Genomic DNA, 25,574 nt, shown 5'->3' on the forward strand with positions numbered 1-25,574 from the left:
CAGACCCATACCGTACGCACGGCGCTGCCAACGACCGTCCGTCGCACCGACGTCCGGCCGCTCGCCGGCGTACGCCCGAGGGGAAACCATGTCCACACAACAGCAGCAGGCCGTGCTGAGTCTGCGGAACCTGACCCGCGTCCACGGCTCCGGCGCCACCGAGGTGCACGCCCTGCGCGGCATCGACCTCGACGTCCACCCCGGTGAACTCGTCGCCGTCATGGGCCCGTCGGGCTCCGGCAAGTCCACCCTGCTCACCATCGCCGGCGGCCTCGACAACCCCACCTCCGGGCAGGTCTTCGTCGAGGGCACCGACATCACCGCCCTCGGCATCAAAGGGCTCGCCGCCCTGCGCCGCCGCAGCATCGGCTACGTCTTTCAGGACTACAACCTCATCCCGGCCCTCACCGCCGCCGAGAACGTGGCCCTGCCCCGCGAACTGGACGGCATATCGGCCCGCAAGGCCCGCACCGAGGCCCTCGCCGCCCTCGCCGAGATGGACCTCGGCCAACTCGCCGACCGGTTCCCCGACGAGATGTCCGGCGGCCAGCAGCAGCGCGTGGCCATCGCCCGCGCCCTCGTCGGCGACCGCCGGCTCGTCCTCGCCGACGAGCCCACCGGCGCCCTCGACTCCGAGACCGGCGAGTCCGTGCTGGCCTTGCTGCGCTCCCGCTGCGACGCCGGAGCCGCCGGCGTCATGGTCACCCACGAGCCGCGGTTCGCCGCCTGGGCCGACCGGGTCGTCTTCCTGCGGGACGGCGCCGTCGTCGACCAGACCCTACGCAGCGACGCCGACTCGCTCCTGACCGGCCGGGCGGCCCAGCGGTGACGACCTGGTTCCATTCCTGGCGGGCCGCGGTCCGCATCGCCCGCCGTGACGCCTGGCGCTCCAAGGGCCGCAGCTTCCTCGTCCTCGCCATGATCGCGTTGCCGATCCTGGGCGTGAGCGCCCTGGACCTGACCCTGCGCAGCGCCGAACTCACCCCCGCACAGCGGGTGGAGCGCACCCTGGGTGCCGCCGACGCCCGCTTCTCCGACGCCCGGACGGGCGGCGTGGCCATCCTGCAGGACCCCGAGGGCGAGCAGAACACCCCGGCCGGGGACCACTACTCGCCGGGCACGCCCTGGCCCGACGGCCCGACCGATGTCACCAAGACCATCCCGGCCGGTTCGACGGTGCTGACCGACAGCAGCGGCACCGCCAAGCTGACCACCACTCACGGTCTGCTCCAGACCGAGGTCCGTGAGCTGGCCGCCACCGATCCCGTCGCCCGGGGCATCATGCGGCTGCAGGAGGGCCGCTTCCCCGAGAAGAACGACGAGATCGCCGCGACCACCCGGTTCCTGGAGAGCAGCGGGCTGTCCGTCGGCTCCACCCTCACCGCCCGCGGCTTCGACCGCACCTATGTGATCAGCGGCTCGTACGAGTTGCCCAGCGACCTCACGGCACAGCAGGTCAACGCCCTGCCGGGCGCCTTCCTGGCGCCGTACGCCAAGGCGGTCGAGAAGGCCGGACTGCCGAAGCCCGCCGTCTCCACCACCTACCTGGTGAAGAAGGCCGGTGGTTTCACGTGGAACACGGTCCAGGCGATCAACGCCAAGGGTGTCCTGGTCACCTCGCGCGTCGTGGTCCTCGACCCGCCCGCCGACTCCGAGGTGCCGCTCTACCAGAAGGAAGGCTGGGCCAACTACGAGAGCAGCGGGGCCGCCGACGCCGCCGCGCTCGCCGCCGTGGGCACGGTCGTCGGTCTGGCGATGCTGGAGATCTGCCTGCTCGCCGGTCCCGCCTTCGCCGTCGGCGCCCGTCGTTCCCGCCGCCAACTCGGCCTGGTCGGCGCCAACGGCGGTGCCCGCAGCCATATCCGGGCCATCGTGCTGAGCGGCGGCCTGGTCATCGGCGTCGCGGCGGCCCTGGTCGGCATCGTCCTCGCCCTGGTCCTGACCTTCGCCCTCCGGCCGCTCCTCGAGGACTACATGGGGCAGCGGTTCGGCGGCTTCACCGTCAGGCCGCTGGAACTGCTCGCCATCGCCGCGCTCGCCGTCCTCACCGGCCTGCTCTCCGCGGTCATCCCGGCCGTCACCGCCTCCCGGCAGACCGTCCTGGCCTCCCTCACCGGCCGTCGCGGCGTGCGCCGCAGCAACCGCGTGCTGCCGCTGATCGGCTTCGGCGCTGTCCTGCTCGGCGCGGCCATCGCCCTGTACGGCTCGGTCGTCTCCGACCAGTTCGCCCTGGTCGCGGGCGGCTCGGCCATCGCCGAGCTGGGTGTGGTCGCCATGACGCCCGCCCTGGTCGGCCTGTTCGGCCGGGCCAGCCGCTGGCTGCCGCTCTCGCCGCGCCTCGCCCTGCGGGACGCCGTCCGCAACCGGGGCCGTACGGCACCCGCTGTGGCCGCCGTCCTGGCCGCCGTCGCGGGCACCGTCGCCGTCTCGACGTACGCCGCGAGCCGCGACGCCCAGAGTCTGGCCGAGTACCGGGCCAGCCTGCCGTACGGGGCCGGCGCCGCGCTCGTCACCGAGGAGGGAGGCCGGGACGTCCCCGCGGTCCGCGACGCCGTGCAGCGGACGCTGCCCGTCGACGTCCGCGCCGATGTGTTCCGGATCGCCGTCGGCAAGCCCGGCTGCGCCCCGTATGGCGAGGGCGAGGGCTGTGGCAGGTTCGAGGTCGTCATCCCGCCGGCCAACGAGTGCCCGCTGTGGGTCAGCACCCCCGACGGCTCCGACCCGGCGGAGAAGTACACCAAGGAGCAGCGGCGCGCGCTCGCCAAGGACTGGCGCTGCCTCTCGCCCGACGGCAACGGCATCTACGTCGACGGCGGTCTCCTCATCGCCGACGCCCCGCTCCTGAAGGTCCTCGGCATCGACGACCCGGACGCGGCCAAGGCCCTCGCCGACGGAAAGCTCCTCAGCTTCCACAAGCCCCAGGTCGACAGGAACGGCACCGTCGGCGTCAAGCTGATCACCGACCTGAAGGCCGCCGACCGCGCCGCCGAGCAGAACAAGCCGGTCCCGGGCGAGCTGAAGTCCTTCCCCGCCTACCAGGTGGCCGGCTCGCCCGACTCCTACGGAGTGCAGAGCGTGCTCAGCCCCGCCGCCGCCAAGGCCGCCGGGCTGACCACCGTCCCCCTCGGCGCCTACTTCAGCACCGACCGGATGCCCAGCACCGAGGAACGGCAGAAGCTCGACGCCGAGATCGCCAAGCTCGGCAGCAACGTCGAGCTGACCGTGGAGCGGGGCTGGGTCGACGAGAACGGGCTCGTCCTGCTCGCGCTGACCGTCTTCGCCGGCCTGGTCACCATCGGTGCGGCCGGCATCGCCACCGGTCTCGCCCAGGCCGACGCGGAGGCCGATCTCAAGACGCTCGCAGCGGTCGGCGCCCCGCCCCGGGTGCGCCGCACGCTCAGCGGCTTCCAGTGCGGTGTGGTCGCCGCGATGGGGGTGGTCCTCGGCTCGGCGGCCGGTGTCCTGCCCGCGGTCGGGCTGCGGCTCACCGAGGAGCGCGAGCAGGTGCGCTTCTACCAGGAGGCTCTCGACAATGGCTGGGGCGGCGCCGGTGACGCCCCGCCGTACGTGCCGATCGTCGTCCCCTGGGAGACGCTCGCCGCCCTCCTGGTGGCTGTGCCCCTCGGCGCCGCCCTGCTGGCCGCGCTGGTGACCCGCTCGCGCGGGGCGCTGGCCCGCCGCGCCGCGCACTGAGCCTCCGTTGCCGGACCGTGCCCCTGGACGAGGGTGGATCACCCTTGTCCAGGGGCACACCGTGTGGGAAAGCATGCGCGCGCGAGAACGGCGGCATGGAGATGCCGAGGAATGACAGGTCGCAGGAGAGCCCCCAGATCCTCATCCTGGGCCAGGACGGGATGGCGCTCGGCGGCACTGACACCGACGGGACTTCTGGCCGTACACCCGTTGGGCCGCTATAAGACGTTCTGGGTGCTCCCCGACGGCCTTCCCCTCTGACGCAGGACCCTCGGCGGTCAAGTACCCGTTTTCGCGAGGGGCTTGTGTGCCGCCCACGACGAAGCAGGTGCAGGACGGGCGTCCGCCATCGCCGGGAACAGCGGGCTGAGGGCTCGCCTCCGGCTCATCGGTGTGAAAGTAGAGGTCAGCGCCATGCTGCGACGTGATGGGGACGTCCTCGCAAGGCGTGCGTGCCCTCTGCGTGCCCAATCTCGGAGTGCGGGAGCACTCGCAAACCGCAGCAACGAGACCCCTGTGAAACAAGCCCCGGGTCGCTGACCTGGGGCTTGAAGAAGAGCGGGTGACGAGAATCGAACTCGCGCTCTCAGCTTGGGAAGCGACGGTGCTTGCGCGAGCGTGAGGCTGCTGACCTGCGTGGATTCAATGTGCTGCGGTAGGCGCGGGCGTCCTGTGGCACCGCTGTTGACCGTAGGTGTCCGCTCTGAAGGGCACACTGTGGGCACGACACTGCGAGGTGGACGACCACTGCTCTGATGTGGACTGCTCGGTGTGCGGGCTTGGGCATGCGCAGAGCGACTGAGCGCGGCAGTTGCGGTCGCGCATGGCTGCCGGGCCCTCGCCTCGGCTCGGAAGGTCACAGGATGCGGGATCATCCCTACGGACTTCGACCTCCACGAGAAGTGGCTCGGTGCAAGATGCGGCGAGCACGTTGCGGGGCCAGAGCTCGATGCCGCACACCCATGGTGAGCGCGGCCAGTTTCGTCGTCTGCGATCGCGGCATCCGATGAGCCGACGGACGAGGCACCTACGTGTGTCAATCCGGTACATGGACTACTCTTGGCACATGTCCATGAAGCGCACGAACGTCTACGCCGACCCCGAAGACCTGGCGATCATCAAGGAAGCCGCGAAGCGTCGGGGGATAAGTGAGGCCGAGATCATCCGTCAGGGCATCCACCTCGCGGCCATGGCGAACAGGGTCTGGGACGAGCCGCTGTTCTCGCGCACCTTCGAGGGGACGGGACGCACACCCTCCAGATCGGAGGTGCGTGACACGGTCGCCGACGCTGTCCGCCGTGGGACCGACCCGGATTCCGGAACCGCCGCGTGATCATTGTCATCGCCGACACGTCCGGTCTCCTGGCGGCCCTGGACTCGGTTCACCCGGAACACCGGGCGGCGAACGAGGCGATCATGGCGGCCGGCCTCCTGGTCATGTCCCCGCTGCTGCTGGCCGAACTGGATCACGTCGCCACGCGCGAGCTCGGCAGGGAGGCCGCCCTCGGCGCGGTCGACGACCTCCGGCGCTGGATGAGCCGGGGGCGTGTCGTCATGCCGGAGATCACGGAGGACCACCTGGGCGCCGCCCAGTCCGTCCGTGTCCGCTACCGTGCGCTGGACCTCGACCTCGCTGACGCGGTCAACGTGGCGCTCGCTGCCGACTACGACACGGACGCGATCCTCACCCTCGACCGACGTGACTTCCGGGCCGTACGCCCCTTGGGCCACCACAAGGCGTTCCGGGTACTCCCCGACGATCTCCCGCTCTGATACGACGAGAGTCGAACTCGCGTTCTTCGCTCGGGAGTGACGGTGCTCGGGCAACTCGTGCGGCTCTGGTGCGCACGGATGTTGTGCAGCAGGGTGGGAACGGTCGCTGAGAACACATGCAGTCGTGTCTCCACCATGCTGTCCGCGCTACGTCGGCCTCACTTCCGTGAGGTTCACGCAGTGGCCTGGGCTTCGTGAGCCAGCTCGTCGAAGGAGCTCTCCCACACCTCCCAGACATCACGGCTGACCAGTGTGCGCAGTGTGGGCCATAGGCTGACCAGAAGGTCGCGACTGAGGAACTGGACCAGATCGTCTTGCGCTCCCTCGGTCAGGACGATCCGGCAGTAGTTCATCCACAACCGCGGCTGATCGAGATCGAACGTGGTCAGCCCCGGCCGCGCCAGATGCAGCGGCAAGGTCACTGTGCCGTGCTGAGGGCCGACGAGCTCGGAGAGGGTGGCAGGCGCGCCGAGCGGACTTGGCACGGCGAAGACCAGAGGGACCGGGCTGTGTTGCCATACGTCGATCATCCAGGAAGAGCCTGCGGTGGGGCTTCTTGATCCGCAGACTGGCGCAAGCCCTTCTCAGGTAGACCCTTAACAAGAGATGCTCTTCACCTCTCGGTGATCGGGTAGCGAAAGAGGGTGACGGTAGGGCAAAGTAGCTGCTCAGCTCCTTGGTGGTCCTTGAAAATCTGAAGCGCGACCCATGTATCTTGCCCGCTTGTCGATGTGCGCACCGTCGGTGCGCTGATTGACGCTCCCACTGTCGCCTCTCTACCGTTACCTCATCGAGAGCAACCAGGACGGTGTACGGGGGTTTCATGGACGGTACGGGTCTCAGCGACGATCGCCTGCTGTCGAGGGCCGAACTCGCGGAACTGGCCGGGGTGATGCGGCCAGCGGTCACCAACTGGCAACGCCGGTACGAGGATTATCCGGAGCCGGTCAGGACGGGGGAAACGGAACTATTCAGTCTACGGGCGGTCCTCCGCTGGCTCGACTCCCGTCAGATCCCGTCACGTGCGCGTGCGTCCGACGAGCCGGCCGGGTTCACCTATGCCGACCGTATGCGGCGGAACCTCGTTGCGTCGGACGATGCCCGCCAGGGAGCGGCCGCGCTGGGTGATGAGGCAACAGGCAGCGGTCCGTTGAGCGACGAAGAAGAGCGTGCGCGGCAACTTGCGCAATTGTTGGGACCGATGGCAGACGCCGTGCGCGGCGGCGCATCGATGACGGACTACCTTGCCTTGCTCCTCTCCCTGGTCTTTCTTCAGGTGAGCGGAAGCCCGCGCTCGATGTCGCTCCCGCGTACGGTGCAGTCTCGATCGAGGGCTGCCACGGCGGCGTTGTTGCAGGAGATCGGGGAGGCAGCCGACGAGGCACTGCGCCTGCGCGGTGTGCCGCCGGGCATGCGGACAGCCATCGTCAGGCTGGAACCTCGGGAGTACGGGGATGTTGTCGAGGTGATCCGCCTGACCGACGGCTTGGGGATCGACGAGTTCCGACAACTGGTGGATCAATTCGGTTCCCGAGCCGCGCTTCCCAGCGGAGAGTTCTTCACTCCACGTGCCGTGGTGCGGCTGATGCGGGACGCCGCCCTAGGGGACGAGGACTCCGCGCGACGCGTCTACGACCCGTATGCGCGCGCAGGCGAGATGCTTGACGGAGTCGCTGAACGCCTCGGTGGTGTCGTGCCTCTGACTCTGCGTGGTGAGAGTCCGCAGCGCGGCACACTTCGGCTCGCCGGAATGAACCTCGCGCTGCACGGTATTCCGGTCGAACTGGAAGCTGGCACCGCGGCCCCATGGAACGAACGTGCCTGGCCGAAGGGCCACCGAGCCGATCTAATTCTGACCAATCCGCCTTTCAACGCTCACGGGGCCGTGCCGAAGCCGCGTGAGGGCATCGACTGGCCGTACGGACCGCCTCCCTCCGGTAGTCCTGCCTTCGCCTGGCTCCAGCACGTCCTGGTGTCGCTCAAGGACGAGGGGCGTGCGGGTGTGGTGATGCCGGTCAGCGCGGGCACCTCCACAGACGTCCGGGAGCGGGAGATCCGGAGCAGGCTGGTGGAGGATGGCGCCGTCGAATGCATTGTCGCGTTGCCTCCTCAGCTCTTTTCCGGGGCTCAGGTGTCCGTCTGCTTGTGGTTCTTGCGGAGTTCCGCGGCGGTGCGCGAGGAGATCCTGTTCGTGGACGCCCGGGACCTGGGTGACAAGGCGACTCGCGGACCCCGAGTCCTCTCCGACGAACACGTCGGGGCTGTCACGAGAACCGTTCAGGCATGGCGACGAGGGACCGGATTCCGCCTCGGTCGGCAGAGCGCGGGCCATCTTGCGGTCGCTGCTCCGCTGGAGGCGGTGCGGGCTGCCGGTTACTCGCTCAGCCCCGCCGACTATGCGGACCGATGGATGTCCACGGCGTCACCGGCTGAAGCGGCTACCGAGGCAGCAACCACAGAGCGGGTGCTCGCCGAGGCGAGGCGTCGAACGAAAGCCGTGGACGGCACGGTCGATGCGCTCTCGTACGGCCCCTTGCCGTCAGCCACCGTGCTCTCGTACGACGGGCTACCTCATGACTGGCGTCGGGTTCCGCTGGGAGAACTGGTCGACATCATGGCTGGTCCGTCCTACACACGTCTGCCGGCCGAGGTTCGCTCCGCGGCAGGCGATCTCCGTGTCGTGATGCCCAAGCACCTGCGTGAGGGTCGTATCGACGATCGTGACATGGAGAAAGTAGGCGTGGATGTCGCCCGCGCACTGGCAAGGTTCCGTCTCAGGCCCGGGGACATTCTGTGCGTGCGTTCCGGTGCCCAGATGCCCCCTGCCTTGGTCGAGAAGGCGCAGGACGGTTGGCTGTTCAGCACCAACCTGCTGCGGCTGCGTGCCCTGGAGACGGATGGGGAGCCACTTGTCCTCCCCGGCTACCTGCTCGCCTACTTGTCTCTGCCGGAGACGGTGCACTGGCTCAAGGAGTACGCCCGCGGCACCGCCGTTCCTTCCCTCAGCGCCGCCACACTGGCACTTCTGCCCGTACCGCTGCCGCCCCTTGCCCACCAGCGACGAATCAGTGCCGTGCTGGATGCCGTGAACGCGCAGATCACCGCGCACCGCGAACTCATCCAGGCCGCGACTCAGCACCGCAGCACACTCGCCGCGCATCTGCTGACCGGCGTTCTGGTCCCCGAATGACGCACTCCTCTCCTTTCAGTCCGTCCGCGAAGGAAGACTTCTGTGAATGCTCCGCCGTCCGAGTCACGATCCGGAACGAGGTACCTGTGGCTGCTCGTGGCAGCGCTGTTCTCGCTCGTGGTGGCTCTTGTCGCTGGGATCCTGAAGACCAGCACCGGAGCCGCATTCGCTGAGGCAGTCCTTTACGGCGGCACTGCTTTTGCCACGTCGATGGGCCTCTGCGTGCTTGTCCTGTCTGCAGTCGGCCAACTCTGAACAAGCTGACACGCTTTTCGGAACATCCTGCTGCGGCCGCGCGCGGTCACCTCTGCTGGGAAGCACCGCGTGCGCGGGCCACAGCTCAACCGTCGGACAGAGTGTACAAACGGTGCGAATTCCCTGATCGGACCAGACAATAAAGAAGGCCCGGGGCTTTGACCTGGGCCTTCTCCATGGAGCGGGTGACGAGAATCGAACTCGCGCTCTCAGCTTGGGAAGCGACGGCGCTTCACGGGTGAGATCACCTCTCACCTGCGGCTACGTATTCTGGAGCGCGTTTTCGGCTACCTGTTCCGCGCCGCTGTTTACCGTTGTTGTCCGGTCGTATGGGCACGCTGTGGGCACGAGGCTGGTCCGCGCTGCTTCGCGGAGGGCCGCTGGGCACTTGGCGATGAGGAATGCCTGGCGGGGGAGCACCGCTGCCACGGTGACTTGCGTGTGCACACTCCTAACCGAGGATGCCAAGATCACAAAAAGCGTCTCTTTGGGCACAGACTTCGATCTTCGCCGCAGGCAGCCTGGGGTTCTGGGCGAGGAGGCGGCCGATGTGGTGGATCGGGATGGGGCTCGGAGGCGTCGCGGGTGTTGTGGTCCTGCGCGTTCTGCTCCGGCAGGTCCGGGGGCTGTTGCTGGACTTCGGCGACGTGACGCGAGCCTGGACCGAGGTTTTGTCGAGTATCGGTGGTGGGGAAGGCCGACGGGTTGGTTGCTGCGCTGCGCGCTATCGGTGCCCCGGGGCCGTGGATGCTCCGAGGTGTGTACGCCGGCTCAAGTAGGCGATCTGTCGTGAGGCCATGGTCGATCCGAGTGCGGGCTGCGGGCGTTGCTCATGACTGCGGCTCTGGCGCGATCTCCTTGATCAGGCCCTCGACCAGCACCTTGATCTCGTCGCGGATCGGGCGGACGGCCTCGACGCCCTGGCCGGCCGGGTCCTCCAACTGCCAGTCCAAGTAGCGCTTGCCCGGGAAGACCGGGCACGTGTCGCCACAGCCCATGGTGATGCAGACGTCGGACTCCTTGACCGCGTCCACGGTCAGCATCTTTGGCACCTCGGCGGAGATGTCGACACCGACCTCGCGCATCGCCTCGACGGCGGCCGGGTTGACGTTCTCGCCCGGGTTGGATCCGGCGGAACGGACCTCGACGCGATCCCCGGCCAGGTGGGTCAGCCACGCGGCTGCCATCTGCGAGCGGCCGGCGTTGTGGACGCAGACGAACAGCACGGAAGGCTTGTCGGGCATCAGGAGGTCTCTCTTGTCTCGAGACGGCATCAGGCGCGCATGGCATCAGCGCCCGATGGTGTCAGTCACCACTGATGTGAGAGTATCAGTGCATGATGACGTCAGTCGACGCTGACCTGATCCGGGTCCTGGCGGACCCGCTCAGGCTGCGGATCGTGACCCTGCTCGCCAAAGAGACGCTGTGCACCACCCACCTCGTGGAGGAGACCGGTGCCCGGCAGACCAACCTCTCCAACCACCTGAGAGTGCTGCGCGAGGCCGGCGTCGTCGAAACCGAGCCGTGCGGCCGCTACACGTACTACAGGCTCCGCCCGGACGTCATCGCCTCGCTCGCCGGCCAGTTCGCCGACCTGGCCGACTCCGCACGCAACGCCGTCGAGAACAAGAGGGCCTGTCCGTGACCCGCACCGAAGCCCCCGCGACGACCACCGAGGAGCCCTCCGTCGTCGCGAAGCTGTCGACGCTCGACCGCTTCCTCGCCGTCTGGATCCTCATCGCCATGGCCATCGGCCTCGGCCTGGGCCGAGCCATCTCGGGTCTGGACGACGCCCTTGCCAGGGTCGAGATCGGCGGCATCTCCTTGCCGATCGCCGTCGGCCTGCTGGTCATGATGTATCCGGTCCTGGCCAAGGTCCGCTACGACAGGCTCGACGCCGTTACCGGCGATCGCAGGCTCATGGCCTCGTCGCTGGTGATCAACTGGATCGTCGGCCCGGCGGTGATGTTCGCGCTCGCCTGGATCTTCCTGCCGGACCTGCCCGAGTACCGCACCGGCCTGATCATCGTCGGCCTGGCCCGCTGCATCGCCATGGTCATCATCTGGAACGACCTCGCCTGCGGCGACCGCGAGGCCGCCGCCGTACTCGTCGCCCTCAACTCCGTTTTCCAGGTCCTGGCGTTCGGTCTGCTCGGCTGGTTCTACCTCGACCTGCTGCCCGGCTGGCTGGGTCTGGGCGACGGCGAACGCCTGGACATCTCCATGTGGAAGATCGCCCTGAACGTCGTCATCTTCCTCGGTGTTCCACTGCTCGCGGGCTTCCTCACCCGCCGCATCGGCGAGAAGAGGCTCGGCCGCGAGAAGTACGAGTCCCGCTTCCTGCCGAGGATCGGTCCGTGGGCGCTCTACGGCCTGCTGTTCACGATCGTCATCCTGTTCGCCCTGCAGGGCAGGACCATCACCTCGCAGCCGCTGGACGTGGTCCGCATCGCGCTGCCGCTGCTGGTGTACTTCGCGGTCATGTTCTTCGGCACCTTCCTGCTGGGCAAGGCGATCGGCCTCGCCTACGACCGGACGGCCACCCTCGCCTTCACCGCCGCCGGCAACAACTTCGAGCTGGCCATCGCCGTCGCCATCGCCACTTTCGGTGTCACCTCCGGCCAGGCCCTGTCCGGCGTGGTGGGTCCGCTCATCGAGGTGCCCGTCCTGATCGGCCTCGTCTATGTTTCGCTGGCCTGGCGCAAGAAGTTCACCCCGTCCGCTCCGACCACCGAGGGCAGAGGCTACTGATGCATTGCCTCACGGCCCGCACCGTCCGGTCCATCACGTGCGCGGCGGCGCAGGCGGCATGACACAGCACTCCGACGTGGTGGTGATCGGCGGCGGTCAGGCAGGGCTCGCCGCCGGCTACCACCTGCGCCGCCTGGGCCTCGACTTCGTCGTCCTCGACGCCCAGGCCACCCCGGGCGGGGCCTGGCAGCACACCTGGGACTCGCTCCACCTGTTCTCCCCGGCAGCCTTCTCCTCGCTCCCCGGCCGCCTCATGCCGCCGCAGTCGGGCCAGGAGTACCCGGACGCCGGGCACCTGGTCGCCTACCTGAGCGACTACGAGAAGCGATACGACCTCCCGGTGCAGCGACCCGTCCGGGTGATCGGCGTGCACGCCGACAGCCGGCTGCTGCGAGTGGAGACCGACTCCGGCCCGTGGTATACACGCGCGGTGATCAGCGCGACCGTCACTTGGTGGCGTCCCTTCCTCCCCGCCGTCCCCGGCCGCGGCGACTTCCAGGGCAGGCAACTGCACACCGTCTCGTACCGCGGACCGCGGGACTTCGCGGGCCAACGCGTGATCGTCGTCGGGGGCGGCAACTCCGGCGCGCAGATCGCCGCCGACCTCGCCCACGACACCGAACTGACCTGGGTGACCCGGCGTCCGCCCCGGTACCTCGCCGACGACATCGACGGCCGCGCCCTGTTCGACGCGGCCACCGCCCGACGTCGCGCCCTCGACGAGGGCCGCACCGGCACCGGAGGCGTCGCCTCGCTGGGGGACGTCGTCGCCGTACCGCCCGTGCGCGAGGCCCGGGACGCCGGGCGGCTCAAAGCGTCACCCATGTTCGCCCGCCTCGACCGCGACGGCGTCGCCTGGGTCGACGGCACGCGAGCGCCCGCCGACGTGGTGATCTGGTGCACCGGCTTCCGGCCTGCCCTCTCCCACCTGTCACCCCTGGGCCTGCGCGGCCACATCCCCACCCAGGGCACGCGTGCAGTGGCGGACCCCCGGCTGCACCTCCTCGGATACGGAGACTGGACGGGCCCCGCCTCCGCCACGCTCATCGGCGTCGGACGGGCGGCCCGCGACGCAGCGCGGCAGATCGCCGGGCTTCTCAAAGGTGCAAGGTGATCCGCGTGCGCTACCGAACGGCCAGCAGCTGTCCCATCGCCGCCAGTACCGACGGCTCGACCCGGTAGTAGACCCAGGTGCCGCGCCGCTCGGACGTGAGCAGGCCGGCCTCCTTGAGCTTCTTCAGGTGGTGGGAGACGGTCGGCTGCGAGACACCGACGTCGGAGATGTCGCACACGCATGCCTCGCCGCCCTCGTGCGAGGCGACGGCCGAGAACAGCCGCAGCCGCACGGGGTCGCCGAGCGCCTTGAACATACGGGCGGTGCGCTCGGCCTCCTCGGCGGTGAAGGGACGCTCGCTCAACGGCGGGCAGCACGGCACCGCGGCGACGGGGGCCTCGGATCGTTCCAGCAGCGGCAGTGCCTTGGCATTCGACATACGTCTATGTTGACACATGTCGAACTAGCCCAGCCAGAGTCAGCGGGCGTCGAGATGGGCGACAAGGCGCCGTACGACGCGGGCGGCGTCCCTGCCGACCCCGCGCAGGGAGTTCGAGGAGAGGCTGCGCTGCCATTCCAGGCCGACGTACGCCAGTCCGGGATGGGTGGTCGACAGGCCCTCCCGGTGGCGCGGTTGGCCGTCGCAGTCGAGGGCGCCGAGCGGGCGCAGATAGCCGAGGTCGGGTCGGTAGCCGGTGGCCAGGACGATCGTGTCGATCTCCTCGATGGCGCCGTCGGTCCATGTCGCCTTCGTGCCGTCGATCGCGCTGAACACCGGGCGCAAGTCAGGGGCGCCGGCTGCAACCGCGGCGCGGTAGCGGCCGTCGTCGATCACCAACTGTGTCGGCGGCGTGCGCAGGAACCTGCCCACCGGCAAGGTGTCGAGCCCTGTCCGCTGTAGCCACCAGTGCAGGTCCCGGCCCAGCGGGCGCTGCCGGGCGAACCGCACCGGATGCCGCGCCGCGAGCGTCACCCGGGTATGTGTGGCCAGCTCGGCGGCGATCTGCACCGCCGAGTTGCCGGCCCCGACGACCACCACCCTCCCCCAACCTCCGGCCGGGGAGCCCCCCAGCCCGGCGAGTGGTTCCGGCCCGCAGTACTCGGCCGCGTGCAGCACGGTGCCCGTGAAGTCGTCCAACCCTGGGAGGGCGGGCCGGTGAGGCCGGCCGAAGGTTCCAGAGGCCGCCACGATGCCCCGGGCCGTCATGCGTTCTCCGGTTTCCAGGGTAAGGACGAAGGCTCCGTCGCTCATACGCACCTCCTGCACACGCATACCGGTGCGGACGTCGGCGTCCAGGCGCTCGGCGTAACGCGGCAGGTAGGAGACGACCTCGTCCCGGTGCGGGTAGCGGTCCGGATCGCCGCCGAACGGCAGGCCCGGAAGGGAGCTGCGGGCCGCGGGGGAGAAGAGGGCGAGGCTGTCGTAGTAGCGGGGCCATGACCCCGCCGGCTGCCCGGACGCTTCCAGGATCACCGGTGCCAGACCCTGCTTGCGCAGGGCGTGTGCGGTGGCCAGTCCGGACTGGCCACCACCGATGACCGCCACGTCGACGTGTTCCATGCCCGCTCCCTCGGATCGCTCAAGTACTACGGCTTCGATAAGTGTCTATGTTGACGCCCATCGAAGCAGGTGCCATCCTGGTCTCGCAAGGGATCGACAGATGTCGAAGCAAAAGGGAGTGTCGTCGCCGTGTCCAACACCAGCGTGTCCACCACCGACCACCAGCAGCCCGTTGTGGTCATCGGCGCCGGCCCCGTCGGCCTGGCCGCAGCCGCACACCTCGTCGAGCGCGGCGCGGAGCCCCTGGTGCTGGAGGCCGGCCAGTCCGCTGCCACTGCGGTGCGCGAGTGGGCGCACGTCCGCCTGTTCTCGCCCTGGGCCGAGGTCACCGACCCGGCCGCCGAGAAGCTGCTCGCTTCAACCGGCTGGGTCCGCCCCGACGAGACGACGTACCCGACCGGCGGCGACTGGGTCGAGCGGTACCTCCAGCCGCTCGCGGACGTCCTCGGCGACCAGGTCCGCTACGGAGTGACGGTCACCGGCGTGGCCCGCGCCGGCCGGGACCGGATTGTCGACTCCGGCCGCGAGGAGCAGCCCTTCACCGTGCACATCGAGACAGCGGACGGCGGCGAGGAGCGGATCACCGCCCGCGCCGTCATCGACGCCTCCGGCACCTGGTCCGTGCCCGGCCCGATGGGTGCGAACGGCATCCCCGCCCTCGGTGAGAAGTCCGCTTCCGACCGCATCACCTACCGCGTCCCCGACCTGAAGGACCCGGCTGTCCGAGCCCGCTACGCCGGCAAGCGCACGGCGGTCGTCGGTTCCGGCGCCTCCGCCTTCACCGCTCTCGCCCTGCTCGCCGACCTGGCCGGGGAAGAGGCGGACACACACGCGGTCTGGATCCTGCGCCGAGGCATCGGCGACGCCACGTACGGCGGCGGCGAGGCCGACCAGCTCCCGGCCCGCGGCGCCCTCGGCCTGCGTGCCAAGGCGGCGGTGGAGCAGGGGCACGCGAGCGCCGTCACCGGGTTCCGTACGGAAGCGGTCGAGCGTGACGGCGACCGGCTGGTCCTGGTCGCCGAGGACGGCCGCCGCCTGGACGCGGTCGACGAGGTCGTCGTCCTGACCGGCTTCCGCCCCGACCTCAGCTTCCTCTCCGAGCTCCGCCTCGGCCTCGACGAACGCCTCCAGGCCCCGACCGCGCTGGCTCCGCTGATCGACCCGAACGTCCACTCCTGCGGCACGGTCTACCCGCACGGCGTGAAGGAGCTGTCCCACCCGGAGCAGGGCGTCTACCTGGCCGGCATGAAGTCCTACGGCCGCGCCCCCACCTTCCTCGCCATGACCGGCTACGAGCAGGTCCGCTCCATCACGGCCGCTCTCGCCGGTGACCACGAGGCGGCCGAACGCGTCGAGCTGACCCTGCCGGAGACCGGTGTGTGTGGCGGCGCGGGTCTGTTCGACGAGCCCGACGCCGCGCGGAGCGGCGAAGGCGGAGGTTGCTGCGCGGCCCCTGCCACGCTGCAGATCGGCATCGGCGCACCGGCCGCCTCCGGCGGCTGCTGACAGACCGACACCGCGGGCGCTGGCGCGTTCCTTGCGTTGGCGGCGAGTACGTCGGGGTGACGGGCCTTGGTGCCGCCCAGAAGCGCAGGTCGAGGGAAGCACACCTCGACCTTGTTCTTCATCGCGTGCGGCGATGACGGTGAGTAGCCCGGTGATCGTGGAATTCCGGCCGTCGTCGGTCGAGGAGTACCGTGAAACCAGGAGGCTTTCGGTTTGCCGTTCCCGGTAGGCAGGCGAGTGCGATGTCCGACCCCGCCCCCCCGCGGGTGACCAGGCTCCTGCCCGACGCTGTGCATCAGGCGGTTTCGCGACCTGGAACCGCCGTGGTGCGGCTCGAGACGACCCATGACCGGAAGGGCGCGCTCGACGGGGCGTGGTGGCCCCGCTCCCGCGACATCGCCGGTGAACTGCCCGGCCTCGTCTCCGCGCTGTCCGAGTACCTCGGGCCGATCACACGTGTCGGTCTGGACACCGACGCCTGGGACGAGCTGCCGACGCGGCTGACGATCGACGGTCGGGTCGTCCGCATCGACTCCTTCCCGGTCGGAGACGACACCGTTCTCATCACCCGGGGCGGCAATGATCTCTTCTCGCTGCTGGTGGTTCCGCCGCACACCGCGGCCGACGCGGCCCGCGCGGCCATGGCCGCAGCCGTGCGCGCAGGCAGTCAGACGCCGGCGGAACAGATCCTCATCGACACCGGCACGGAGCGTGTGGGCCCGGGGCATGCACCCACCGCTGCGCTACGCCACGACCGCCATGAGCCGGGCCGCTGACGACGCGCTCGTCGGGGGCGGCACCACGAGGAGATCCCAGCGGCCCGCGGTGTAGGACTGCAGCAGGATCCTGTGCGGGTTGAGCACCTCGGTGAATCGGTCGACCGCCACCTCGTGACCGTTGACGACGACCAGGCCGTGCGGGACAGGCTGCCAGTGGCGGGGATTGACGGCCACGTGGGTGAGCCGGCCCCACAGCGGATCGATCACGTCGGCCAGTTCGCCGAGTTCTCGTGCCAGGTCGCGGGTCCGTGGCCACCAGGCGCCGTCCGGACGGCCGAAACGGCTGGCGGATCCGAGGACGAGGCGCGCGGCACGTGAGCGGAACGGTGCCGCGTGCGGACGGAGCTGAGTGGAGTTCATGATCATGAGGAAGAAGCCTGACTGCGGGCCTGCGCTGGCTGACGGCGCGCCCGGTGGTTGGGTGACCGAGGACGGGACCGGCGGCGCCGGTGCACGAAAGCCCTCGAAGTCCTCAGGCTACTCCTCGACGAGCCCCGACAAGAGGCTTCGGCCTCATCGGGCGGGCTGCTCCCGGCGTACGGCCTGCTCGGGCGCCGCGAAGAGTAGGCTGGAGGAACCGGGAACACTCCGCGCACGGACATATCGCGTCTGTGCCGTTTTCGGTGATCGAATACGCCGGGTCGGCTCAGGCCCGCCCGGGGCAGGGTTCGCGTCATGACTGCGACCGTCTCCCCTCCGACGACGTCCGAAGACCGGCGTCCCACGTCTCCCGTACGTCTCTCGCTCGTCCCCGCCGGTTCGGCACCGCTCCTGCTGGACGGCGCCTGGTGGCCGCGTTCGCGTGATCTCACCGCCGAACTGCCGGCCCTGGCGTCCGTTCTGGATCCGCTGTGGGGGCGGATCACCCGGATCACGGTGAACCCCGCCCAGTGGCCGGTCGTCCCGCGCAAGGTGCCTGTCGCCGGGCACGTGGTGAAGGTGGGCTGGTTCCGCTTCGAGCAGGACGAGCACGAGTTGCTGCTGCTCTCCTACCACGTGGGCCGCTGGAACCTGCTGGTCGTTCCCCCGCAGACGCCTCCGGCCGCGGCCGCCTGGCTGATGGCCGCCGCGAGCGACCCGCGCCGGACAGCGACCGCGAGCAGCCTGCTGGCGGATGCCGCGCGTCTGACGGTGACCGCCGAGGCCGACCGCACCAGGGAAGCGGTGTGGGAGTCCGAAGGAGGACATGGAGCCGGTGCTTCCGTCACTTCTCCATGGCTTCGAGTCGCCGTCGCCACCGCGAGGGACCGGCCGGAAAGGGTGTGAGGGCCATGGACATCCTCGTGACGGTGTTCGTGCTGCTGGCGGTGATCGCGGCAGGCGCGTTCCTCATCCACCGCCTGAACTCCCAGCGCGGGGGCAGAAGTGCCGCCTTCCACTACGGCCGCAGCGGTGTCGTCGCACCAGACCGGAAGACCGACGAAGGGCCGGCGGTACGCCGACGGTCCCCGGTCGCGAACGACGCCGGCGAGCGCCGGGGCTCCCGGTACGGCGGACGCGGACGGCTGCGTCCTGGACGCCGCCGTACCCACGGCGGCGTCTCGCCCCGCTAAGTGGGGACGCGGGTCCGTCGGAGCGGGGCGCCGGCGTCGTGGAGGCTGGTGAGTGCCAACCGGTAGGAGGCGACCAGGCCCGTTTCCGCATAGTCGACGCCCAGGTCCCGGCAGTACCGCCGGACGATGGCGCGGGCCTTGCGCAGGTTGGGGCTGGGCATGCTCGGGAACAGGTGGTGCTCGATCTGGTGGTTCAGGCCGCCGAGCGCCAGGTCGGTGAACCGGCCGCCGTTGACGTTGCGTGAGGTCAGCACCTGGCGGCGGAGGAAGTCGGGGCGGTCGTCGGCCGTCAGGATCGGCATCCCCTTGTGGTTGGGCGCGAAGGCCGAACCGAGGTAGACGCCGAACAGGCACTGGTGGACAGCGAGGAAGGCGATCGCCATCCCGGGCGGCAGGACCCAGAACAGGGCGGCCAGGTAGACGGCGCAGTGCCCCAGGAGCAGAGCGCCGTCGACCGCCCGGCGTTTGAGCCGGCGGTTGGCCATGGCCCTGCCGCTCGCCACGTGCAGGTTGAAGCCCTCCAGCGTGAGCAGGGGAAAGAAGAGGAACGCCTGCCAGCGGCCGAGCAGGCGGGGCAGTCCGGTGGCGGCGCGGGCCTGGTCCGGGGACCAGACGAGCAGGTCGGGTCCGATGTCGGGGTCGAGGTTCTCGGTGTTGGGGTTGGCGTGGTGACGGGTGTGCTTGTCCTGCCACCAGCCGTAGCTCATGCCGATCGACGCGCCGGCGATCCGTCCGGACAACTCGCTGGCCCGGCGGCGGCGGAACACCTGCCGGTGGGCCATGTCATGGGCGACCAGGGCGACTTGCCCGTACATCACGGCCAGGAACGCGGCGATCGCCAGTGTCCACCAGGAGGCGCCGACGAGGACGAACGCGGCCCATCCGGCGGCGTAGAGCCCGGTCACGGCGGTGATGCGTAACGTGTAGTAGCCGGGGCGACGCCCCAGCAGTCCGGCGTCCGCGATCTTCTTCGACAACCGGGCGAAGTCGCTGCCGGGAGTGTCGGGGCGCGTGGCGGTGGTGGCCATGGTCATGAGGACGTCTCTCTCAGAAGCGGGCGGATGACTCGGGGCGGCCCCAGGGCGAGTAGGGCGCGGGGAGCAGGTGCGTACATGGACGTGCCCGCGGCGGCTCCTACCATCGAGGTGCCCGGGTTCCCCGCCCGGTGGGTCCCACACGGCCGCGCGGACCTGCCGCCGCCGTCGGGGCCGGGGGCCGGGCTTCTCCCTCGGCGCCGGGCCGCCGGTCGTCCAAGGCGGCCGTCGTAAGGAGAGCGGCTGCTTCCTCCGTCGCGTCCGGCGGGATCACCTGCAGGTCCCAACGGCCGAGCCCGGGGGAGAGCAGGACGACCCGGTCCGGGGCGTGCGGAGAGGCGGGGGCCTTGTGCAGGCGGACGACCTGGTTGGCGACGAACATGCGCCCCGGTGCCGCCGACCAGGCCGCGGCGTCCACGGTGACGCCGGTGATGTCGCCCCACGCTCTCGGCAGCGCGGCGAGCATCTTCGGGAGCTGTGTCAGAAGATCGCGGGAGTACGGCCACCACACTCCGTCGATCCGGCGCGGCAGCGCGCCGTGCGGCGCGAGACGCAGGCGGACGAGGGGCAGGGGCGGGGACAGGGTGGACGGTGCGGTGGGGACTGTGGCGATCACGTGGGATCTCTCTGACGAGTTGGGTGCCGGCCGGTTCGGCAGGGCACGGCGGCCGACGGTCCGCGGGCTGTCGGGCAGCGCCGGACGTGGCCGGTGGATCCGGGTGCTGGAGGTCGTGCCTGGCCGCTCTTGCCGGAGGAAAGCGCCGACGACCGCCGCGAGTTCGCGGGAAGGGAGTCGGCGGGCGTATGCGGGGTGAAGGGGGGAGACCCTTCCGCGTGACGAACGCCGGTGGATACCGGGGTGGAGCCGGTCCGCCACCGGCGTGCCTGATGCCCTCGGTCTCCTCAGACTACTCCTCGGCGAGTAAAGGCGGCGTGACAGCAGGTCATCAGTGGTGTGGGAGATGGTGGGCGCCTCCGCGGCACCGGCCCGGTCCGACGGCCACCACGTCTCATGGCGGCGGTACGCGCAGGGCGAGCAGGGCCACGTCGTCGGTGCTGCCGGGCGGCAGGTGGGCGAGCACCTTTCCGCACAGCCTGTCCAGCGGTTCGTGGACGAGAGTGAGGGCGTGCCGGAGCAGCCGGTCCAGGCCCGTGTCGAGGTCGCTGCCCGGTGTCTCGACGAGCCCGTCCGTGTACAGCAGCAGGGTGGAGCCGGGCTTCAGGGGATGCGTGGCGTCCGGTCGGTCCGCGTCGCCGACGGATCCGGTGCCGAGGAGCAGCCCCTGGCCGGCTTCCAGAAAGCATGCGGTGCCGTCCGGGGAGAGGAGCAGCGGGGGCGGGTGCCCCGCGCTGGTCCAGCGGAGCGTCCACGGTCCCGTGTCCGGGTCGCCCTCGACGCGGGCGAGGATCAGGGTGGCCAGCGGGACGGTGGTGATGACCGGCATGGCGGCGTCGAGGCGGTCGACGACGGCGCCGGGCGGTCCCGTGTGATCCCAGGCCAGCGAACGCAGAATGCCGTGCAGTTGGGCCATACCGGCCGCCGCGGTCAGGTCGTGGCCCACGACGTCACCGATGACCAGGGCGAGCGCGCCGTCCTTCAGGATGAAGGCGTCGTACCAGTCCCCGCCGACCTGGGAGCCCGCGGGTGCGGGCTGGTAGCGGGCGGCCAGCCGGAGGTGGCCCGGCCGGGGCAGCGGGACGAGCAGGTTGCGCTGCATGGCCTCGGCGACGGCGCGCTGACGGCCGTAGCGGCGGGTGTTGTCGATGAGCACGCCGACCCGGCGGCCGACGTCGCCCACTGCGGCCAGGTCGTCTTCGTCGAAGGGGTGCGCCGGGTCGGTGCGCACCACCGTCAGCGCCCCGGTGATCCGGTCCCGGGCGCCGAGGGGCACCGTAACGGCGGAGCTGGCGCCCACCGCCGTCAGAAAGCCATGGTGGAGAGCGGCCAGAGGAGGGTGTCCGGCGGCCGGGGTGAGGGCAGCCACCCGCTCCTGGAGCACGGATTCGCCCCCGGTCAGCGCACGGCCCAGCGGCGAGTCCTCCCCCTCACCGGCCCCCTCCGCGCCGAGTACGCTCCGGCCCTGGAATCCGGCGTCCCGTCCCTCCGGACCGGTCACCGCCACCCGGTGGACCTCGCCGGAACCGGTCCGCAGGTCCACCGCGGCCCAGTCGGCCAGACGGGGCACGAGCAGCCGCACCAGGCGGGCCAGCGCCTCGTCGGTCTCCAGAGTCTGCCCCAGGACGTCCGTGATCTCCGCGACCAGGGACAGCCGCTCGTTGAGGTCCTCCAGGGCGCGCGTGCGCGCCGTTCGCTCCCGGTGGACGCGGCGGTCCCCCGTGGCGTCCGTGAACAGCAGTGCCATGCCTTGCACGGAGCCGTCCTCCGTCAAGGGGGATGCGGACCAGGAGACAGCCAGCAGACGACCGTCACCGCGCAGGTATGTGCCGCCCTCCCCTCGCGCCCCCTGCCCCTCGGCCAGCGCGTGGAGCAGGGGGCACCGGTCTCGCGGCACCTTGTTGCCGTCCGCGTCCCGGTGCAGCAGATCGTGTGCGTCGGCTCCCCGCATCGCCCCGGTGGTGCGGCCCAGCAGCCGCTCGGCCGCCGGGTTCGCGACGATCACGCTTCCGGCTGTGTCCAGCACCAGCACCGCCGTGCCCAGCCGCTCGACGACCCGCCGCCAGAAACCCGGCTCGCCCACCGGCCACGCCCCCACGTCATCACCCACCGCATCGCGCACGGACCCTCCAGAGGCTGTCTTCCCGTCGATGGTGCTCCGACGCGGCCCTGCTCGCACGGCACCGGGGCAGACGGCGCACACCGCGCGGGCACGGCCCACGGGCCAGCCAGGTATGTCCGGACCAGGGGCAGTCGTCATCCCGCCGTCTGGCCAGACGCCGGGTCTCCCGGGCGGTTGGTCCGCTCGTCTCCGGCGAGCCGTACCCCGCGCCGTCCTCGCCCCGGACCGCGGGGAGCGCAGCTCCGCCCGGGCACGGACGCGGCCAGGCCCGTGACGAGGACGGCGAGGCCAGCAGGTGACAGGATCTCCGGGATGCTGCTCGATGAAGGCGTCGTCGCTGACCGTCAGGACGGCGAGCACACTGTTCACGGCTACGACGGTGTTGCGGCGGCTGTCGGGCCGGCCGCGATGGTGACAGTCAAAGCCTCGGCGGTCGTGAGGGAGGAAGCCCGTCCCGAGTCGGGACAAGAGGTTTGTCCCGAGTCGGGACATGACGCCCGTCCCGAAAAGGGACAACCGGAGACCCCGGCGAACAGTTCGGAGCCGCGCGCATGCTCAACAGGATCCGCCCGCTGTCCGGCCCCCTCGCCGCGCCGGTCCCACAGGAGCTGAACCGTGACGCGGCGGTCGGAAACGAGCCGCGAAGGGAGGGCCGATCGACGCCATAGGAAGCCCGGCGGTTGCGCAGGCCGACTTGAATGGCAGCCCCGTGCGACTACTTCAGAGCGTCCTCGATCGCCTCGAAGATGTCCGCGTCGGTCTCTTTCTGCCAGTCGGGCAGGTCGGGCCAGTCGGCGACATAGCCCGGCTTCGGGTTCTCGAAGTGCTTGTACATCTGCGCGGTCCAGCAGGTGGCGACAAAGCGGCTCTTCTGCTCGCGGGTGAGGCGGGAGGCGTGGCGGTCGCTGAGGTCGAGGAACTGGCGCACTTGGTCGTGGACGGCACCGGCGGCCTGGCGCTCCCACTCGGGGGTCTCGTCCCAGGGGGTGACGTAGCCGGGCTTCGGCTCGCCGGGGAAGTGCTTGCGCACTCCGGTGATCCAAGCCTCGCGGAACAGTCGGGCGCCCTCGGACTGCGACATGCCTTCCCCTCTCGTCACGTCGTGCACAGTGCGTCGATCTCGGCGCCCAGCTCCGCCACACGAGCGTCGCGGGAGAGCGGGCCGAGGTCGGTTCGTAGCCCCTGAAGTTTATGGGCGACGTAACCCGAGGAGGTCGTGTGGGCGAGTCGCAGCGCCTCCCCGCCGTAGGCGAGTACTTGGTCGGGGTCCTGGCGCCGGGCGCCGATGGCCGCGAGGTCGGTCAGTACCGCACCGCGTCGGCGGAAGGACTGGCCGGAAGCGAGGATGTCCTGGCTGAGCGCGCTGCTGAGTGCCTTCTCAGCGAGGTCGAGGCGTCCAAGCTGGAGGTAGCGCGCGCCACGCTCTTCTGCGAGGCGGGAGCCGTCGAAACGCAGCCAGCCACCGTTGTGGGCCGCCCCGCTCAGGCCGGTCACCTTCTCCGCCTCGTCCAAGGCGCGTTCGCAGGCGGAGAGGTCGCCGAGGCCGGCGTACGCCTCGGCTTGGACGGCAGCGACCCAGTAGCGGGTGGACAGGGAACCGTCCCCGCGCCTTGCCACCTTCTCGGCGGCCGACAGCGTGCCGACCGCGTCGGCGTACCGGCGTTCGTACAGATCGACGTAGGCGTGGCGGACGAGGGCACACGCCCACAGGTCGTAGGACTTCGCCTCCTGGCTGGCAGAGGCGGCGAGCGTGTAGGAGGCGGCGGCGTCGGTGTAGCGGTTGCCGTCGAAGGCCAGTTCTCCTGCGAGCTGGAAGAGGTCGCCGGCCGCGCCGCACAGGGCCTGTGCTTCGACCTCGGGCCGCCCGTCGAGGGTCTCGTTCAGGGCGGTGAGCTGGTCGCGGACGACCGGGTAGACGGAACGCTTGGCGCGGGCGAGTTGGTAGACCTGCCACAGGTGTCCGTTCATGCGCAGGAAGTCGTCGGACATCCCGCGCAGCGCGCCCTCCGCGAGGGCTGCGCCCTCGTCGGGGGGCAGGGCCACCAGGGCACTGGTGACGGTGATGGCGCGCAGGAACTGGCGTCGGATCATGTCGTCGAGGTCCCCTGAGCCGTGGTGGTCGCGAGGCGGCGGCCCTGCCGACTCCGGGTGGGCTGCTCGTGGCTGTCCCACCAAGGCGTCGAGTTCGTCAAGGTCGAGGTGGAGCAGCTCGGCCAGCCGTGGTCTCAGCGGCGGCTGCGGCGTGGTGGAGCGGCCTTCCCAGCGGCCGACGGTCCGTCGGTCCACGCCGAGGGCGTGCGCGAGCTCTTCCTGACTGTAGCCCAGCGCCCTGCGCCGCTCAGCAAGCCCCATGCCGCCCCCTTTCCACGCACCAACCCGCGTCTAACCCGACGGCACCGGGCTGTCCCAGAAGTGTCTCAGGACTGCCCCGCGGATGCCGTGGTCTGCGCCAACACGAGCCGCTTTTCTGGACGTTGTCAGGCACGACAACGGTGGAGACCGGAGAAGGGGTGCGGGCAATGGCAGCAGGAAGCGTCACGTCGTTCGAGGTGGCTGGAGTGTCGATCGTCCTGGAGGCGGTCGACGAGACCGTGGAAACCGCGCTGGCCATTCGCCTGATGATGCCCGAACGCCCGGTGATCGACGCCACGACCCGAGGCCTGGTCAGCCACCTGAGAGTGCTGATGGCCGAGGAGCTCGGCTTCGACGAGAACCCGGCCGTCCAGGCGCTGTTCCGGGAGGGCTACCGGGTCCTCGACCTGACGCGCCGGCCGACGGAGCAGTCCCCTCACTTCCATGCCTACCAGTACATGCGGGATCTCGGCTCACTGACCAGACGCTTCGCCGACGTCTACCGCGCGACCCGGAGGAAGGACCAGAACGATGGCTGACCAAACCCCGGCCGAGCCGCCGGTGTGCCGGATCGGCGCCACCCTGCCCGACCAGGAACGAGCACGACGCGTCTTCGTCGGCCGACCTAGCCTCGCGCCGACCGTGGGGCAACAGCGTGGCAAGGACCAGGGCGCGCAGTGAAAGGCCAGGTCACGGCTCAGGTCATGTACATCGCGTGCGTCATGGTGCTCGGGGGATCGATCGTGGTGGCGGTGTCCCTGGGATGGTGAGCCGGCGGCGCAACAGGCGAGGTCGCCCCTATGGCTGGCGGCAGTGGCTGCTGTCGGCCCTGATCATCGTCTCCACTACCCCGGTCGCCTGGGCTCTGTGGCACCTCGCCCCCGACTGAGAGAGACCACCGGTCCGCTCCGGACCTACGGACTCCCGCTCTGGCCGAGCGAGCCCTCGGGAAGACCCGGTCCCCACCGGGGAAGGGCTCAGCCGCTCTCTCCCCTCGGCCAGAGCGGGCCCCCACCCGACGAGCTCCCGTCCAGTTCGCCGTGAACGCCGGCGGCAGGGACGGGTCCGGGTTCCGCAGCTCGCGGTGCCCGTCCACCCACTCCGCAGGAGGAAGGAACAGTCATGATCATCGACGAGCTCTTCACGGGAGACCTGGTCACCGGCGTCCCCAGCATGGACGCGGCGCTGCTCGACAAGATGCCCGGTGGTGGCGACAACAACGGCGACCACTGCAGCTGACCGGCCGGTGAACGCGGCGGAGCAGGGCCTGGCGTCCTGCTCCGCCGCTCCGTAGAGGAGGGGAGCGGAGTGCTCTCGTTTCGTGTGCGACTGGCA

General features: G+C 70.3%; 24 protein-coding genes and 1 pseudogene. 15 read left to right on the top strand and 10 right to left on the bottom strand.

Going from position 1 to position 25,574, the window contains the following annotated elements:
- Positions 1-88 precede the first annotated feature (88 nt).
- The 5 genes and pseudogenes from ACGFR9_RS20775 (at position 89) to ACGFR9_RS20795 (ending at position 5,466) form a co-directional block, all read left to right on the top strand.
- A complete protein-coding gene (locus tag ACGFR9_RS20775) occupies positions 89-829 on the top strand; it encodes an ABC transporter ATP-binding protein (RefSeq protein ID WP_393210649.1) in 741 nt (246 codons plus the stop codon).
- Positions 826-3,693, top strand: coding sequence for an ABC transporter permease (locus ACGFR9_RS20780; protein WP_393210652.1), 2,868 nt, complete (start codon positions 826-828; stop codon positions 3,691-3,693). The genes ACGFR9_RS20775 and ACGFR9_RS20780 overlap by 4 nt, the downstream gene beginning before the upstream one ends.
- Positions 3,694-3,788: 95 nt before the next feature.
- A pseudogene (locus ACGFR9_RS20785) lies at positions 3,789-3,905 on the top strand (DUF2587 domain-containing protein); the annotation flags it as partial.
- Positions 3,906-4,759: 854 nt separating this feature from the next.
- Positions 4,760-5,026, top strand: a complete 267-nt coding sequence (locus tag ACGFR9_RS20790) for a ribbon-helix-helix protein, CopG family (RefSeq protein WP_093549204.1) — start codon at positions 4,760-4,762, stop codon at positions 5,024-5,026.
- The gene (locus ACGFR9_RS20795; protein WP_387912328.1) at positions 5,023-5,466 is read left to right on the top strand and encodes a PIN domain-containing protein; all 444 of its coding nucleotides are present in this window, start codon (positions 5,023-5,025) and stop codon (positions 5,464-5,466) included. The genes ACGFR9_RS20790 and ACGFR9_RS20795 overlap by 4 nt, the downstream gene beginning before the upstream one ends.
- A gap of 173 nt (positions 5,467-5,639) precedes the next feature.
- Here the strand turns inward: ACGFR9_RS20795 and ACGFR9_RS20800 are convergent, their stop codons facing one another.
- Entirely contained in the window at positions 5,640-5,996 is a 357-nt protein-coding gene (locus ACGFR9_RS20800; RefSeq protein ID WP_393210656.1) for a transcriptional regulator, read from the bottom strand.
- A 293-nt stretch (positions 5,997-6,289) separates the two neighbouring features.
- On the opposite strand from ACGFR9_RS20800, the gene ACGFR9_RS20805 reads away from it, so the two are divergent.
- Positions 6,290-8,656: an N-6 DNA methylase gene (locus ACGFR9_RS20805; RefSeq protein WP_393210659.1), complete on the top strand. Its 2,367-nt coding sequence runs from the start codon at positions 6,290-6,292 to the stop codon at positions 8,654-8,656.
- A 1,085-nt stretch (positions 8,657-9,741) separates the two neighbouring features.
- On the opposite strand, the gene ACGFR9_RS20810 is transcribed toward ACGFR9_RS20805, so the two are convergent.
- Positions 9,742-10,155, bottom strand: a complete 414-nt coding sequence (locus tag ACGFR9_RS20810; protein ID WP_031046009.1) for an arsenate reductase ArsC — start codon at positions 10,153-10,155, stop codon at positions 9,742-9,744.
- Between the two features lie 92 nt (positions 10,156-10,247).
- Here ACGFR9_RS20810 and ACGFR9_RS20815 point away from each other — a divergent pair, with 92 nt between their 5' ends.
- Genes ACGFR9_RS20815 through ACGFR9_RS20825 form a run of 3 tightly spaced genes read left to right on the top strand, consistent with a single transcriptional unit; the run spans position 10,248 to position 12,776 of the window.
- Positions 10,248-10,556 carry an ArsR/SmtB family transcription factor gene (locus tag ACGFR9_RS20815; RefSeq protein WP_393210662.1) on the top strand — a complete coding sequence of 103 codons (309 nt, stop codon included), beginning with the start codon at positions 10,248-10,250 and terminating at the stop codon, positions 10,554-10,556.
- Positions 10,553-11,662, top strand: a complete 1,110-nt coding sequence (gene arsB / locus ACGFR9_RS20820; protein WP_061443464.1) for an ACR3 family arsenite efflux transporter — start codon at positions 10,553-10,555, stop codon at positions 11,660-11,662. The genes ACGFR9_RS20815 and arsB overlap by 4 nt, the downstream gene beginning before the upstream one ends.
- Before the next feature lie 58 nt (positions 11,663-11,720).
- Positions 11,721-12,776, top strand: coding sequence for an ArsO family NAD(P)H-dependent flavin-containing monooxygenase (locus tag ACGFR9_RS20825; protein ID WP_393210665.1), 1,056 nt, complete (start codon positions 11,721-11,723; stop codon positions 12,774-12,776).
- A gap of 10 nt (positions 12,777-12,786) precedes the next feature.
- Here the strand turns inward: ACGFR9_RS20825 and ACGFR9_RS20830 are convergent, their stop codons facing one another.
- Together ACGFR9_RS20830 and ACGFR9_RS20835 are read right to left on the bottom strand one after the other, a co-directional pair.
- Entirely contained in the window at positions 12,787-13,155 is a 369-nt protein-coding gene (locus ACGFR9_RS20830) for a helix-turn-helix transcriptional regulator (protein ID WP_031045997.1), read from the bottom strand.
- A gap of 39 nt (positions 13,156-13,194) precedes the next feature.
- On the bottom strand, positions 13,195-14,277 hold the full coding sequence (locus ACGFR9_RS20835; protein ID WP_351854347.1) for an NAD(P)/FAD-dependent oxidoreductase: 1,083 nt from the start codon (positions 14,275-14,277) through the stop codon (positions 13,195-13,197).
- A 129-nt stretch (positions 14,278-14,406) separates the two neighbouring features.
- On the opposite strand from ACGFR9_RS20835, the gene ACGFR9_RS20840 reads away from it, so the two are divergent.
- Complete coding sequence (locus ACGFR9_RS20840) at positions 14,407-15,783, top strand: NAD(P)-binding domain-containing protein (RefSeq protein WP_191878945.1); 1,377 nt, start codon at positions 14,407-14,409, stop codon at positions 15,781-15,783.
- A gap of 242 nt (positions 15,784-16,025) precedes the next feature.
- Entirely contained in the window at positions 16,026-16,559 is a 534-nt protein-coding gene (locus ACGFR9_RS20845) for a DUF5994 family protein (RefSeq protein WP_393210669.1), read from the top strand.
- Here the strand turns inward: ACGFR9_RS20845 and ACGFR9_RS20850 are convergent.
- The gene (locus ACGFR9_RS20850; RefSeq protein ID WP_239105958.1) at positions 16,527-16,922 is read right to left on the bottom strand and encodes a DUF5994 family protein; all 396 of its coding nucleotides are present in this window, start codon (positions 16,920-16,922) and stop codon (positions 16,527-16,529) included. The genes ACGFR9_RS20845 and ACGFR9_RS20850 overlap by 33 nt on opposite strands.
- Positions 16,923-17,237: 315 nt before the next feature.
- Between ACGFR9_RS20850 and ACGFR9_RS20855 the strand changes: the two genes are divergently transcribed.
- Both ACGFR9_RS20855 and ACGFR9_RS20860 read left to right on the top strand, forming a co-directional pair.
- Complete coding sequence (locus ACGFR9_RS20855) at positions 17,238-17,828, top strand: DUF5994 family protein (RefSeq protein WP_031043866.1); 591 nt, start codon at positions 17,238-17,240, stop codon at positions 17,826-17,828.
- A 5-nt stretch (positions 17,829-17,833) separates the two neighbouring features.
- Entirely contained in the window at positions 17,834-18,115 is a 282-nt protein-coding gene (locus tag ACGFR9_RS20860; protein WP_393210673.1) for a hypothetical protein, read from the top strand.
- Here the strand turns inward: ACGFR9_RS20860 and ACGFR9_RS20865 are convergent.
- The 5 genes from ACGFR9_RS20865 to ACGFR9_RS20885 all read right to left on the bottom strand — a co-directional run bounded on the left by ACGFR9_RS20865 (position 18,112) and on the right by ACGFR9_RS20885 (position 24,239).
- Positions 18,112-19,149: a fatty acid desaturase family protein gene (locus tag ACGFR9_RS20865; protein ID WP_393210676.1), complete on the bottom strand. Its 1,038-nt coding sequence runs from the start codon at positions 19,147-19,149 to the stop codon at positions 18,112-18,114. The two genes, ACGFR9_RS20860 and ACGFR9_RS20865, sit on opposite strands and share 4 nt — an antisense overlap.
- Before the next feature lie 100 nt (positions 19,150-19,249).
- Positions 19,250-19,765 carry a DUF5994 family protein gene (locus ACGFR9_RS20870; RefSeq protein ID WP_031043860.1) on the bottom strand — a complete coding sequence of 172 codons (516 nt, stop codon included), beginning with the start codon at positions 19,763-19,765 and terminating at the stop codon, positions 19,250-19,252.
- A gap of 394 nt (positions 19,766-20,159) precedes the next feature.
- Positions 20,160-21,887 (bottom strand): SpoIIE family protein phosphatase, encoded by a 1,728-nt coding sequence (locus ACGFR9_RS20875; protein WP_054103068.1) that lies wholly within the window; start codon positions 21,885-21,887, stop codon positions 20,160-20,162.
- A gap of 715 nt (positions 21,888-22,602) precedes the next feature.
- Positions 22,603-22,968, bottom strand: coding sequence for a hypothetical protein (locus ACGFR9_RS20880; protein ID WP_031043854.1), 366 nt, complete (start codon positions 22,966-22,968; stop codon positions 22,603-22,605).
- 14 nt (positions 22,969-22,982) lie between these two features.
- Positions 22,983-24,239: a helix-turn-helix transcriptional regulator gene (locus ACGFR9_RS20885; protein WP_115742899.1), complete on the bottom strand. Its 1,257-nt coding sequence runs from the start codon at positions 24,237-24,239 to the stop codon at positions 22,983-22,985.
- A gap of 167 nt (positions 24,240-24,406) precedes the next feature.
- Between ACGFR9_RS20885 and ACGFR9_RS20890 the strand changes: the two genes are divergently transcribed.
- A complete protein-coding gene (locus ACGFR9_RS20890; protein ID WP_224353295.1) occupies positions 24,407-24,778 on the top strand; it encodes a hypothetical protein in 372 nt (123 codons plus the stop codon).
- A complete protein-coding gene (locus tag ACGFR9_RS20895; protein WP_393210681.1) occupies positions 24,771-24,920 on the top strand; it encodes a hypothetical protein in 150 nt (49 codons plus the stop codon). The genes ACGFR9_RS20890 and ACGFR9_RS20895 overlap by 8 nt, the downstream gene beginning before the upstream one ends.
- The last annotated feature ends 654 nt before the right edge of the window (positions 24,921-25,574 follow it).

Origin of the sequence: Streptomyces sp. NPDC048584 (genome assembly GCF_043199595.1) — a bacterium.
In the GTDB taxonomy this organism is placed as follows: domain Bacteria; phylum Actinomycetota; class Actinomycetes; order Streptomycetales; family Streptomycetaceae; genus Streptomyces; species Streptomyces edwardsiae.